Annotated in this window: 10 protein-coding genes; 5 read left to right on the forward strand and 5 right to left on the reverse strand. The window is 61.6% G+C overall.

What is annotated here, in order from left to right:
• Nucleotides 1-106 precede the first annotated feature (106 nt).
• Together ACZYTD_RS03820 and ACZYTD_RS03825 are read right to left on the reverse strand one after the other, a co-directional pair.
• On the reverse strand, nucleotides 107-1012 hold the full coding sequence (locus tag ACZYTD_RS03820) for a LysR family transcriptional regulator (protein ID WP_463889401.1): 906 nt from the start codon (nucleotides 1010-1012) through the stop codon (nucleotides 107-109).
• 115 nt (nucleotides 1013-1127) lie between these two features.
• Nucleotides 1128-1694, reverse strand: coding sequence for a sugar O-acetyltransferase (locus ACZYTD_RS03825; protein ID WP_463889404.1), 567 nt, complete (start codon nucleotides 1692-1694; stop codon nucleotides 1128-1130).
• Nucleotides 1695-1907: 213 nt separating this feature from the next.
• Between ACZYTD_RS03825 and ACZYTD_RS03830 the strand changes: the two genes are divergently transcribed.
• From ACZYTD_RS03830 to ACZYTD_RS03845, 4 genes are all read left to right on the forward strand, one after another.
• The gene (locus ACZYTD_RS03830; RefSeq protein ID WP_463889407.1) at nucleotides 1908-3725 is read left to right on the forward strand and encodes a putative bifunctional diguanylate cyclase/phosphodiesterase; all 1818 of its coding nucleotides are present in this window, start codon (nucleotides 1908-1910) and stop codon (nucleotides 3723-3725) included.
• 117 nt (nucleotides 3726-3842) lie between these two features.
• On the forward strand, nucleotides 3843-5567 hold the full coding sequence (locus ACZYTD_RS03835) for a putative bifunctional diguanylate cyclase/phosphodiesterase (protein ID WP_463889410.1): 1725 nt from the start codon (nucleotides 3843-3845) through the stop codon (nucleotides 5565-5567).
• A 166-nt stretch (nucleotides 5568-5733) separates the two neighbouring features.
• Nucleotides 5734-7872 carry a methyl-accepting chemotaxis protein gene (locus ACZYTD_RS03840; protein ID WP_463889413.1) on the forward strand — a complete coding sequence of 713 codons (2139 nt, stop codon included), beginning with the start codon at nucleotides 5734-5736 and terminating at the stop codon, nucleotides 7870-7872.
• 302 nt (nucleotides 7873-8174) lie between these two features.
• Nucleotides 8175-8936, forward strand: a complete 762-nt coding sequence (locus ACZYTD_RS03845) for a class I SAM-dependent methyltransferase (protein ID WP_463889416.1) — start codon at nucleotides 8175-8177, stop codon at nucleotides 8934-8936.
• Nucleotides 8937-8963: 27 nt separating this feature from the next.
• On the opposite strand, the gene ACZYTD_RS03850 is transcribed toward ACZYTD_RS03845, so the two are convergent.
• From ACZYTD_RS03850 to ACZYTD_RS03860, 3 genes are all read right to left on the reverse strand, one after another.
• Entirely contained in the window at nucleotides 8964-10892 is a 1929-nt protein-coding gene (locus ACZYTD_RS03850) for a methyl-accepting chemotaxis protein (protein WP_463889418.1), read from the reverse strand.
• A gap of 96 nt (nucleotides 10893-10988) precedes the next feature.
• Nucleotides 10989-11537: a DUF2799 domain-containing protein gene (locus ACZYTD_RS03855; RefSeq protein WP_463889421.1), complete on the reverse strand. Its 549-nt coding sequence runs from the start codon at nucleotides 11535-11537 to the stop codon at nucleotides 10989-10991.
• Nucleotides 11538-11546: 9 nt separating this feature from the next.
• Nucleotides 11547-12086: a DUF2799 domain-containing protein gene (locus ACZYTD_RS03860; protein WP_463889423.1), complete on the reverse strand. Its 540-nt coding sequence runs from the start codon at nucleotides 12084-12086 to the stop codon at nucleotides 11547-11549.
• A 185-nt stretch (nucleotides 12087-12271) separates the two neighbouring features.
• On the opposite strand from ACZYTD_RS03860, the gene ACZYTD_RS03865 reads away from it, so the two are divergent.
• Nucleotides 12272-13480 (forward strand): Bcr/CflA family multidrug efflux MFS transporter, encoded by a 1209-nt coding sequence (locus ACZYTD_RS03865; RefSeq protein ID WP_463889426.1) that lies wholly within the window; start codon nucleotides 12272-12274, stop codon nucleotides 13478-13480.
• The last annotated feature ends 57 nt before the right edge of the window (nucleotides 13481-13537 follow it).

Consider the following 13537-nt stretch of genomic DNA (forward strand, 5'->3'; position numbering starts at 1 on the left):
GGGTGCATGATGCTGATCACCGCTTGCTAATGGGGAACCCAGTCTAGGTTAAACAATGCCATTTGATAATGGCGGTTTAATTTGATGGATTGATGAATGTGGCTCACTAACTCGGCAGGTAGCGTGCTTTTAGCATGTCGACCAGGCAGCGCAGGCCGAGCCCCATCTGATGACGACTGGGATAGTAGAGATGAAAGCCGCTGAAGGTGGGGCTCCATGGCTCCAGTACGCACACCAGTTCCCCTCGCTCCAGGAGCGGGCGCACTTCATCCTCCAGGCAGTAGACCAGGCCGATGCCTTGGCGTGCCGCGCCCAGATAGAGGCTGGGTGTGCTGGCGGTCAGGGGGCCGCTTACCTCTATCTCCAACTGTCGCCCCTCTTCGCTGAAACTCCAGCGGTAGTGGCGGGTGGCCGTGAGGCGATAGCCGATACAGGCGTGCTGCCCCAGCTCCCGCGGGTGTTGGGGGGTACCATGTCGGGCCAGGTAGTCAGGGGAGGCCACCACCAGATAGCGCTGGGGCGGGCCCAGAGGTATGCCGATCATCTCCTTGGGCAGCAGATCCCCATAGTAGAGGGCCGCATCGTAGCCATCCTCAATGAGCCGAGGCAGCAGATCCTGCTCGACCACCTCCACCTGCATCCGCGGGTAGCGAGTCAGATATTCCAGCAGCACGGGGGCGAGTAGTTCATCTATGGCCGAGCGAGTCGCGCATAGCTTCAACTGGCCCATGGGCTCATCGCTATGGCGGGTCACCTCACCCAGTGCCTCGGCCAGTTCATTCAGGGTGGGCTCCAGGCGCGCCAGTAGTCGCTGTCCCACCTCGGTGGGAACCACGGCACGGGTGCTGCGGTTGAGCAGGCGCACCCCCAGCCGTTGCTCCAGCGCCTTGAGCGCATGGCTGATGGCCGAGGCGGTGACCCCCAGCTCCTCGGCTGCCCGAACGAAGCTCTGGTGGCGGGCCACGGCGGCGAAGACCGCCAACTCGGCCAGATCCTGGCGCTGAATGGTCATAGGCAAGACTCAAACTGAAGGAGGGGAGCGCAGCGTACGCCACTCTAGGGTGGCAACCAAGTCGAGGTCATCCAGCTGCGCTGGATGAGTCGAGGCCAAGCCTCTGGCTCACGGCTCAGCCGTGGTGACCCGAGGCCACCTGGCGGATGACCCGAGCCGGGTTGCCAACGGCGACCGAGTCGGCGGGAATATCCCGCGTGACCACGGCCCCGGCGCCGATTATGCTGCGCGCCCCCAGGGTGACGCCAGGGCAGATGATGGCGCCGCCACCTATCCAGACATCATCCTCTATGGTGATGGCCTTGCCGTAGACGTTCCAACTGCGCCGCGCTAGCGCCTCTTCATCATGGGTGGCGGTATAGAGCTGGACGTTGGGGGCTATCATGACGTTATCGCCGATATGAATGGGGCCCACATCCAGCATGGTGACATTGAAGTTGATGTAGCTATGGGTGCCGATATGGATGTTGCTGCCAAACTCGCAACAAAAGGGGGTCGAGACAATGCTGCCGGGGCCGAAATGCTCGAACAGTTCGGCACAGAGCAGGGCGTGGCTTTCATCGCCCGCCTGGTAGTGATTCAGCTGGCGTAACAGGGTCTGCCCCCGGTCGCGTAGCGCCATGATCTCGGGATCTCGACCATCGAAGGCCTCACCGCTGCGCATCTTGTCCCGTTCGCTCATTGGATTTCCCTCAGTTAGTAACCGTGACCTGACCTTTACCATAGTCCAAGCCCGAGCGGCTTTCCGTGAGATCCTTCCCAGCCGTATGGGGAGGGCATCCCATGTTTTTATGACCCTTTCCGCAAAATGCCACTGTTAAATTAAGCAGGCTTTGCATGAGCTTAAGCTAATGCCTTAGCCTGTGTTTTTACTCCTTCTTTGGGACGGCATGCCATGGAACGGTATCTACAGCAGGTTTGCCATATCTCAAGCACCATAGCGCGGCTGCGTGGTGAGGCCTTCTACCGGGTCTTGTTGCAGGAGCTAGCCGCGATCATCCCCTGCGTCCGCCTAGTGCTGGCTCGATTCAATGTTCATCGCGAACGCCTGCATGACATAGTCTGCTGGGAGTCGAATGGCCTGCATTATCTCCCCTCCATGCGGGTTATCGACTCGATCCAGGAGTCCATACTGCACGGCGGGCAAGCGTGGTATTACAGCGATGAAACGCCTCTGGATCTGCTGATGCCCCTCATGCCTTGGCATGATGCCTTGGGTTGCCCCCTCTATAGTCAGGAGGGAACCCCCTTGGGGGTGTTACAACTTTACTGGTCCGAGGCACAGCCCAGAGCGGATCACCCGGCGTACACGCTGTTGCGATTGCTGGCACCCCTGCTGGGACGGGAGATGGAGCTGGAGGCGGTGCGGCGTAACCAGGTGGCCGCCGAGGTGCAACTGGTCAGTCTGGCCAGCTATGATCAGCTGACGCAATTGCCCAACCGGGATTTCTTCACCCGCACTCTGGTGCAGCGTTGTGGGGAGCGGGAACCCTTTGCCTTGCTGGTGCTGGATCTTAACAACCTGCGTAGCGTCAACAACAGCCTGGACCATGACGCCGGGGACGAGATATTGCGTGAGCTGCCCCGTCGCTTCCAGGCCATAGCGGAGCCAGGGGAGTGGATTGCTCGCATCGGCGGGGATGAGTTTGCCTTCATTCTGCCCGGTATTCATAGCCAGCAGGAGGCCGAGCCCAGGTTGGCGCAGTTGCAGGCATGCCTGGCGACCCCCTTTATGCTGGCGACGCAGCAGCACTACATGTCGGCCTCTTTCGGGGTTTCGCTTTGGCCTCAGGATGCGACCAATGCCGATGAGCTGCTGAGCAATGCCGAACAGGCGTTGGGCGCGGCCCAGCAGAGCCATCAGACACTCTGCTTCTTCAGTCAGGCCATGCGCTCGGCCTGGCAGAATCGACTGACGTTGCAGCGGGATCTGGCCGAGGCGATCCAACGGCGTCAGCTGCAGGTTGTCTATCAGCCGGTATTTGATTCCAAGCGCCAGCAGGTGAGTAAGCTGGAGGCGCTGGTGCGTTGGCATCACCCGCTGCGGGGTCCCATCTCACCCGCCGACTTCATTCCCCTGGCGGAAGAGTGTGGCCTCATCCAGCAGTTGGGTGAGTGGGTGCTGGAGCGCGCCTGTGGTGATCTGCTGGCCCTGCAGGCGGCAGGATACCGTGGCATCAAGTTGGCGCTCAACCGCTCTACCCTGGAGTTCCAGAGCCTGGGCCCCACGGGTAAGGAGTGGTTAGCCTCCCTGGCGCGAGCGGGGGTGCCCCCTTCGGACATCATCTTCGAGATCACCGAATCCCTGTTGCTGGAAAATCAGAGCCTGAATCGCCAACGGCTGCATGCCCTGCGCGAGGCGGGTTGTCAGATTGCCATCGATGATTTTGGTACCGGCTACTCGGCTCTGAGCTACCTGCGCACCTTTCCCATCGACATCATCAAGATCGATCGCAGTTTCATCCAGCCTATTCCCCAGTGTGAGCAGAGCGCGCAACTGCTGGATGGGGTCATCAAGCTGGTGCATAACCTGGAGATCGAGTTGGTGATCGAAGGGGTGGAGTGTGTTGAGCAGTTGGACTTCCTGCTGGACAGAGGGTGCCAGCACATTCAGGGCTTCTACTTCTGTCGCCCGCTGCCACTGTTGCAACTGCAGGAGTATCTGGCCCAGCTGATAAGGAGCCGGGGCAAAGTAGTCAACCTGCACGATTAGCCGGCTTCTCCAGCTAGGCACGCTCCTTGCTTCTGTCGCAACCCATTGATGTTAATCGCAGAGGAGTAGGGTTATGGCTGGGGACAATCGCTTGGCAGGGAGAAGAGGGCGCGGCTCATGTTGACGCCAACCCTGCCGAACCCCAACTCAGCACGACTACCCCGAGATCCTGATGCCCTGTTGTCGCTGAGCTCCGGTGTGGTGCTGTTCGATGATGAGGGAGTCATACAGCGGGTCAATACCGCCTTCGAGCGCTTCTCTGGTTACCTGGCGGCCGAGCTGGTGGGGCATCTGGCACCTGTGTTGCGCAGTGGCCTGCACGGGGCGACCCTATTAGCGACGATTCGCCAGACGGTGCAGGAGCAAGGGTTGTGGCAGGGTCAGCTCTGGAGCCGTCACAAGAGTGGTCGCCTGCTACGGGAGTTGGTGACGATTTGTCGCCAGGTGCAACCCAACGGCCCGCTGGTGGCCTTGCTCAACCTGCAGGAGAGGGCTCCTGGCGAGAGTGAAGCGCCGGTTCTGGAGGCGCGCCTGCTGGACCCATTGACGGGTCTGCTGGATCGCCCCGGTTTTTATGGGGAAGTGGAAGCGCTCTGTCAGCAGGGGATTCCTTTCGCGTTGCTCTCCCTGGATCTCGATGATTTTCGCCAGATCAATACTCAACTGGATCACCAGACTGGCGATCTGCTGCTGCAGCGCCTGGCCGAGCGGTTGCGGCAACTGGCTGGCAGCCAACTCCCGGTAGGACGGGTCGGGGGCGATGGCTTTGCCCTGCTGTTGCCGGGCGTGACCCAGGAGGCGGAGCTCGCCAGTTGGGTGGCCTCTGTGCTGGAGCTGGTGCGGCGGCCGTTTGCGGTGGGTCCGCGCAAGCTTAGGTTGAGCGCCACCCTGGGTGGTGCCCTTTGGCTCCTGGATGGCCAGAGTTCGGCGGATCTGCTGCGGCACACGGATCAGGCCCTGTTCGAGGCGCGGCGACAGAAGCGGGCCTACCTCTGCTTCTCGGCCAACATGATGGCCCACCTGGCCCGACGTGAGACCCTGTCGCGCGGTTTGCAACTGGCTATCACCGAGGGCGAGATTACCCTGGCTTACCAACCCATCTGGGATAACCGGGTGGGACGGGTGGCCAAGCTGGAGGCCTTGGCGCGCTGGGAGCACCCTGAGCTGGGGGTTATCTCCCCGCTGGATTTTATCCCCCTGGCCGAAGAGAGTGGCCTGATCCAGACCCTGGGTGAGCTGCTGCTGGCCCAGGCTTGCCGGGATCTGCGCCAACTGCATCAGTTGGGCTATGGCTGGTTGCAGATGTCGGTCAATCGCTCCACCCTGGAGTTCAATACCCTGAGCCTGGATGGTCGGGAGTGGCTGCAGACGATTCGGGCCCATGGCCTGGAGCCCCAGCATATTATCTTCGAGATCACCGAATCTCTCTTCATGACCCAGCCGGAGGAGCAGGGGGCCCGCCTTCGTGCTCTGCGCCAGGCGGGTTGTCAGATCGCCATCGATGACTTTGGCACCGGCTTCTCGGCCCTCAACTATCTGCGCCTCTATCCGCTGGATCTGGTGAAGATAGATCGCTCCTTCGTCAACCAGATACCTGAGCATCATCAGGATACCCTGCTGCTGCAGGGGCTATTCAGCATAGTGCATAATTTAGGCATGCAGCTGGTCACCGAAGGGATAGAGCGCGAGGCCCAGCAGGAGTTCGTCTGCCGCCATGGCTGCGCCTATACCCAGGGTTATCTCTTCAGTCGCCCCCTCGCTTTGTCGGCTTTGCTCGCCTACCTGGCGCTACTCTCCCCGCAACAGGGCAATGCCGTTGGCCAGAGTCTGCCACCCATGTAAGCAATTGATCTATTTGGGTGCGTGGCACCAATTTGGCGCCCAGTTATCGATCTTTGGGTTCTGCGCAGGCCTGTCAGCTATGACAGGCCTGCTTCAATTCTGGGCACGGCCCTTGCTTTGCTCCCCGCCAGAAAAATAAATAGATAGCGAAGGACAAGGAATAATTATGCATCTACAGAGCGAGCAGATGGCGTTGTCGTCTGCGGAAAAAGGGTGGCTGCCCTGGTTCGGCAAGCAGGGCAAGCTCCAGATGGGCTGGGCCTATCGCCGCAATCGGGATAGGGTCGAGGCCATGGAGCAGGCCTTCGACAGCTTCGCTGCCACCCGCAAGCTATTGTTGGTGGAGTGGGCCGAACAGCAGTGGCGCTTGCTGGCCTCCTTGGCGGAGATCCTGCCCGCGGCGCCTACGGCAGAGTGGTTGCAGCAACATGGCCCTAAGCTGCGCGATGCCAGCGAGCTGTTTGTCGTCGATGGCGAGGGGCGCCTCTTGGCCAGCTCGGCCACTAGCCGCAGTCGCCGGGAGCCGATCCCCCCCGCTGTGCTGGAGCGGATCCGTCGCGGCCCTCTGCTGCATGGCCCTTACCGTGACCCGCTGACCCTGGAGTTGGGGGCCACCAGCTCCCCCTTCCATGACGCTGTGACCCTGATGTTCTACCAGCCCGTGCTGCGGGGGGGACAACTGCTCTGTATCCTGGGTGCCCGGGTGCCCAACGATGTCATCGGCGATCTGATCCAGCGCGAAGCGGGCCACATCTTTCACGAGTCCGGGGATAACTACCTCTTCATGGTGGAGTCTGTGCTGGATCCCCAGATCGCGCCCGGCACCGCGCTCTCCCGCTCCCGTTTCGAGGATCGCACCTTCTCCTTGGGCGACAATCTGAAGGATGGAGTCCACACCGCCTATGGGGTGGTGCGCATCCGTGAACATACCGAACTGGAGCTCAAGTTTAATGATCCGGCCACAGGCCAGCTGCACCCCGGGGTGCGCGAGACCATACGGCGCGGCCACAACCTCTATGTCACCTTTCCTGGTTACTCCGACTACCGCCATATCCCGGTGATAGGGAAGGGGATCACCTTCCGCCTGCCTGGCTCTCCGGATCTGTGGGGCATGATGTGTGAGGCGGATCTGGAGGAGGTCTACCGCTACCGCTCGGTCAGTTATCGTCTGCTGATGGGGGCGTACGCCACCCTGCTGCCGGCCTGGGGGGGCGCGTTTGCCCTGGCCTGGAGTCTGAACCTGGCGCTGCCTCAGGCCATGGGCGTGCAACTGCTGGGACTGTTGCTGGGCGGCTGGAGCTTCAACCGCCTGTTTGCCCGCCCCCTGGCCGGGCGGTTGCGCCAGGTGATCGGCATGTTGCGTCGTATCGCCGAAGGGGAGGCCAACCTCAAGTTACGGCTGGATCGATCAACTCTGGTCAGTGACGAGACCGGGATCATGACCCAGTGGGTCAACAGCCTGGTGGATAATCTGGACGCCACATTAGGCCGGGTGCGGTTCACCAGCCAGGCGTTGGAGCAGGATAACCAGCAGATGCAGCAGCACAACGGCAGTACCGCCGTGGCGGTGAGCCAGGTGATGTCGGCCATGGCCCGCACCCTGGCATCGCTGGAACAGCAGATGACGCAACTGGATTCGGCCTCCCTGACCGCCGCCCAGATGCAGCAGGCCATGGGCGAGCAGGCCGCCGCCGCGCGCCAGCAGTTTACCTTGGTCTCGGAGCGTACCCTGAGCATCCGCGAAACAGTGGGAGCTACCGCCAACACCCTAGGTGAGCTGGGTAACAGCACGCGGGAGATAGGTAACATAGTCGGGGTGATCCAGGCCATTGCTGCCCAGACCAACCTGCTGGCGCTCAATGCCGCCATCGAGGCGGCGCGGGCTGGCGAGGCGGGGCGCGGTTTTGCCGTGGTGGCAGATGAAGTCCGCACACTGGCCGAGCGCACCCGCGCCTCCACTACCGAGATCGAGGCGATGATCGCCAAGGTGCAGCAGCAGGCCAGCGATGCGGTGAGTGTGATGGAGCAGGGGATGGGTAATATGGAGGAGGGGCTGCGCATCGCCGAGCAGGCAGCAGGGGAGAACAGTGGTCACTCCCAGATAGTCGAGCGGCTGTTCACTACCATACATGAGCTGACGGAGCAGGGGCGCACCCATGCCGATGAGGCGGCGGAGGTAGCCGGCGTCGCCGGTGCCATGCAGTCGGCGTTGGAACATCTCTCCTTGAGTGTCACCCAAACGCGCCACACCATAGGCGATCTCACCTTGATGGCGGGGCGCTTTCAGGTCAGCTCAGCCTCATGATGATGCTGGTGAGGGATGGCGTCATCTCGGCTAATAAAATAAGGGCCAGCCGCTTTCAGGTCAGTTCAGCCTCATGATGATGTTGGTGAGGGATGGCGTCATCTCGGCTAATAAGATGAGGGCCAGCCGCTTTCAGGTCAGTTCAGCCTCATGATGATGTTGGTGAGGGATGGCGTCATCTCGGCTAATAAGATGAGGGCCAGCCGCTTTCAGGTGCGCTCGGCTTCATCACTATGCTGGCGTGAGGGACGGCGTCATCTCTGGTAAGATGGCGCCTCCCATGAGGGCGAGTAGGAGAGGGAATGTATCCGATCACAGTGGTGGCCGAGTGCCCAAGCCGTCAGATCGAGGCGGAAAACCTGGCGACACACTTGGCGGGCGTTACCTGTGCAGCCCCGTTTGCCTTGGTCTGGACCCCTGAGCATCTGGAGCTGCGCAAGCTGGATGAGCCCACTCTGGGTGCCGTGTATGTGGACTTCGTCGAGGGGGCCGTAGCCCACAGGCGCAAGTTCGGCGGTGGCCGGGGTCAGTCGATTGCCAAAGCGGTGGGGCTCAAGTCCGGGCTTAATCCCTTGGTGGTGGACGCTACGGCTGGGCTGGGGCGGGATGCCTTTGTGCTCGCCTCCCTGGGTTGCCAGGTGGTGATGCTGGAGCGCAGCCCGATTGTGGCGGCACTGTTGGCCGATGGTCTGGCTCGCGCCTATCAAGACCCGGAGATTGGTGACTGGATGCGCCAGCGCATGAGCCTGCGTCATGGCTCGGCTCTCAGCCAACTGCAGCAGCTGGAGTTTCGCCCGGATGTGGTCTATCTGGACCCTATGTTCCCTCATAAGAAGAAGTCAGCCCTGGTGAAGAAGGAGATGCGGGTCTTCCAGTCGCTGGTGGGGCCGGATCTGGATGCCGATGCCCTGCTGCCTGCCGCCCTGGCGGTGGCCAGCAAGCGGGTGGTGGTCAAACGCCCCGACTACGCCGGCTGGCTCAACGAGCATCAACCCAGCAGTTGCATCGAGACCAAGAGCAACCGCTTCGATCTCTATATTCTGGCGGCATTGAACCCGGCCTGAGAGGCCGCTGTCGCAGCGTATCGCTTATCACGCCGCCCGCTCCAGGGTGGCGGTGATACGACCGGCCTGGGTCTGGATATGCTGCGCCACCTGTTCGGACTGCTCGGCCACGGTTAGGGATTGCTGGCGCATCACCCCCATCACATCGGTAAAGCTCAGCAGCTTCTCCACCTGGCTGTTGGCATTGCCTGCCCCCTGATCGGCGATCACTGCCGTGCTCTGGGCCTTGACTCGAACCCCTTGCGCCGTCTCCCACAGACTATCGGCATGTTGCTGCTGCAGCCGTGAGGCCTCGGCGATGGCGTGTATGGTCTGGCTCAGCGCACGGGTGGCCGCTTTGAGCTGGTCGAAGATGGCCAGTATCTGGGTCAGCGAGCTCTGGGTGCTACCCGAGAGGTGGCGCACCTCGTCAGCCACCACGGCAAAACCGCGTCCCGCCTCACCGGCCCGCGCCGCCTCGATGGCCGCATTCAAGGCCAGCAGATTGGTCTGCTCGGCTATATGGCTGATGACATCGACTATGGCGGTGGCACTGTTCATGGATCCATCCAACTGCTGCAGTGAGCCTTGGCTGGCTTCCACAGCCTGACCGGTGCGGCGGGTGGCGGCCTGCAGCTCCTGCACCAGGGATTGGCTGTGCAGCATGGCTTCCTCGTTGTGACGGGCATGCAGGGCGATATCCCGCGAGACTTGTTGCACCTCCTCCGCCAGCAGGGTCAGTTGCTGGCTCATATTTTGCCCTTCGGCGATCACGCCATCGGTCTGCTGAGCCTGGCTCTGTATGCTGCGCACCTGGGTGACCATCTCGTCCAGGCTCTGGGAGATATGGGTCAACTGCTGCTCCTTCTCGTTCTGCTGGCTGCTCAGCTGCTGCATCAGATGGTTAAAGCTGGTGGCTATCTCTCCCAGTTCACTGTGCTGATGGGAGACGGGCAGCGGCTCGGGGCGGCCCGTCAGCTCCAGGTGGCGGAAGGCGTTACGCAGCAGGGCCAGGCGTGAGACCACCAGCCGCTGCTGGAACAGGAAGGAGAGCAGGGCAAACAGCACCAGAATAGCCGCCAGTGTCACCAGGGTCAGCCCCACCTGGCGCAGTTGCTGCTTCTGCTCAGCCACAAAGGTGTGGCCCAGTGCCAGTATGCCGCGCTCGGCTTGGGCGAAGTCGGTTTTCAACTGCTCGCGCATCTGTTGCTGTTGGCTGAGGGCTTGCCGGGTATTTTCCAGCTCCTTGGGATAGCGCGCCAGCAGGCTGGCCAATTCGCTCTTGGGCTCCTCACCCAGATCGGCGGCCGCCTGGGCTTCGCCCAGGGCGGGGAACTCCTCCTCGCTGCTGCTCTTCAGGCCGAGTAGGGGCAGGGCCTGCAGCTGGGTCATCTGCTGTTGCAGGGCGGTCAGTTCAAAACGCAAGGCGTCGAGCAGGCGCGGATCCCGGCTGCTCATCAGATTTTCTCGCAACTGGGCCAACTTGGCGACGCCGGGCATCATCCCGGCCACCAGCGTCAGGTAGTCGCTGCTGCCGGGCTGTTTGGCTGTGATGGCGTAGCGGCTCAGGCTGGAAAGCTGGCTCATCATCTCGCTCTCTGCGTGTTGCAGCAGTTGCTGGCTGTTGCCCGAGAGTTTACCGGCCGCCAGATACTCGCCGCCCATCTTCTGGGTGAGCCGTTGCAGGGGGTGACGTGCGGCTTGGCTGAGGGTTTCCGGCCATGCGGCCAGGGTGTGATCCGCCTGTTGCAAATGTTGGCGCGCCTGGCTGAGGTGGCTGGCATCGCCGTTCAGCAGGTAGTTGGCGATGAGTCGTTGGCTCTCCAGGCTCACTCGTTCCTTGAGCTGCTCGAACTGTTGCAGGCGTTGTTCCTGCGTGCCTAGCTGGTGGGCCGCCAGGTAGAGGCTGCCGCAGAGCACACAGGCCAGGGAGAACAGCAAGAGGGATGAGAGCAGGGAGAAGTGGGCGATTTTCATGGGGCAGCAGCATCCAGGCGGAGTTTGCTGCGAGTCTAGGAAATAACCTTGAAACTAATATGACAATTTCGGGTGGGGTGAGTCCCGCGACCGGGCTCACTCCAACTGCTGGCTCTGCACTTCTAGCTTGTGGTGGCGCAGGTCCATCTCCATCCACTCCAGCCTGTCCAGTCGGCTGCGGATCTCGTGGCGCATCTCGTCATCATCGCTATGACGATAGCGGCGGAACAACTGGTCGCGTTCATCATAGATCCGGCCCAGCCGCTGATTTATCTCCTCCAGCTCCTGGTCGAACAGGTACTCCCGGCGTCCCTTGTTATAGCTGGCGCGGAAGCTGGCATCGTTGGGACAGACCCCCTGATACTCATCCCCGGCCTTGCCCTTGGTGTAGGCCAGCTCGGGAATGCAGTAGAACTCCAACCCCTTGGCATAGCCGCTCTGCCAGCGGGCGGCATCAGGGCGCAGGCCATATTCGCCACAGCTCTTGGCGTAGCGTTGCAGCTGGCCCTGGGTTTTGCCTGCCTGGCCATCCTGGTAGCCCAGGCTATACCAGTCACTGCTCTGGCACTCCTCTTGGGAGAGGGCGCTGCAACCGGCCAAGCCGGAGAGCAGGCCCAGGGTGATGAGACGCCGCAGAGGGGACATGACGAGCTCCTAAAATTTGTTGACCGGTTCGGCTTCCACCGCCAGGGGCTGGCGTAGTTCCAGCAGTTCCTGATCCAGTTGGAAGGATTGCCACTCCAGTTCGCGGGCGCGCTGCAAGGAGGCCTGATCCTGCTTGCCCAGCAGGCGCGATTTCTCTATGTGTACGCTATCGAGCTGCTTCTCGAGCTCTCGCAGGTGAGCGGCGGCTTCGGCGTCACGCCTGGCCTGCTGGTAGGCGCGGCTGAATTCTGGCTGGCTCAGGCAGGTGCCCTGGTAGGGCGGCGCACTCTGGGCCAGGCTTTGTGCCTTGCTGACCGGGCACTGCTCCTTGATCTGCTTCTGGTAGCCCCGCTGCCAGGGCGCCAGATCCAGATAGACCCCCTGATTGCGGCAGGCTTGGAAGTACTGTTGGCCGTAGGTGAGGGGACGGTTCTTCTTGGCATCATTATAGCCACGTCCATACCAGTTATGGTGCAGACACTGCTCCTTGGAGACCAGGCTGCAGCCGGTCAGCAACAGAAGCAGCACACTCAATAGGGTGGTTTTCATTGTGTATCCTTGCACATAGACGATGTCACTCCTGCGTTACCGCCGGGGCGTGAATGGCGGCTATTCTCCCATGCCCCACCTGGATTGCGAAGCGGTTGTGTCGGTCAAGAATGAGGCTTTTTTATGTGATGACGATCAATTTATCCGTTACACTCAGCAGGAGCTTCTTCAGGAATTCGATCTCTATGCGCACATCCTCTATCTGGCTCCTGGTTATGCTAGGTACTCTCTCTGGTTTAACCCCATTGGCGGTGGATATGTATCTGCCGGCCATTCCCGCCATTGCCCGGGATCTGGGCAGCAATGTGGCGGCGGTACAGCTGACGGTGAGCAGCTTCTTGGCGGGTTTTGCCCTAGGCCAGCTCTTCTATGGCCCCATGGCCGATAGCTTTGGCCGCAAGCCGGTGATCCTGTTTGGCGTCGGCCTGTTCGCGTTGGCCTCCATCGGCTGCGCCCTGGCCGATACTCTGCCCATGCTGCTGACTTTCCGCTTGTTGCAGGCCATAGGCGGTGCGGCGGGGGCTGTGGTGGTCAATGCGCTGCTGCGGGATCTCTTCAGTGACAGCGAGTTTGTGCGCGCCATGACCATAGTGATCCTGACTATGACCCTGGCGCCCCTGCTGGCGCCGCTGCTGGGGGGGGCCATGCTGGCCCTGGGTTGGAATAGTATCTTCTTGCTGCTGGCGGGGCTGGGCGTCTTGGTCTGGTTGGCCATCGCCGGCTTTATTCCCGAGACCCTCAAACCCGAACTCAGACAGCCACTGCGGTTGGGGGCCGTGTTAGCCAACTACGGCAAGGTGTTGACCCATCGCCGTGCCATGGGCAGCCTGCTGGCGGGGACATTCGCCTCGGCGGGGATGTTCGCCTTCATCAGCGGCTCCCCCTATGTCTATATTGAATACTTTGGCGTTTCGCCCCAGCACTATGGTCTGTTCTTCGGTCTCAACGTCTTGCTCTTGATGGTGATGACCTTCATCAATGGCCGCTTGGTGAAGCGGGTGGGCCTGCTGCCCATGTTGCGACTGGGCTTGTTTCTGGCCAGTGCGGCGGGGGCGATCTTGCTGCTCAATAGCGTCACCGGTTGGGGGGGCTTGTGGGGTGTGGTCTTGCCCGTGGTGGCCTATGTGGGGCAGATGGGGGTGATCGGCGCCAATGCCACCAGTCATGCCCTCGGCTTCTTCCCTGCCAATGCCGGCACCGCTGCGGCTCTGGCGGGCACCCTGCGTTTTGGGGCCGGCGCCTTGGCCGGGATCGTGGTCAACAGCTTGCCCACCCACTCCCCCGTGCCCATGGCTGCTGTGATGGCTATCGGTATCCTGCTGGCCCTGCTCTGCCATCTGTTGATGCAGCGCGGGCAAGGAGAGAGGGCATACGCCCAGCGGAGCGGCAGTTAGGCGGAGCGGAGGCTTACTGCCCTGCGAGCTCTGGCTATTGGGGTCTCTTGGGTGTTC

It is taken from the genome of Pseudaeromonas sp. HNCC25DJ180 (genome assembly GCF_055413345.1).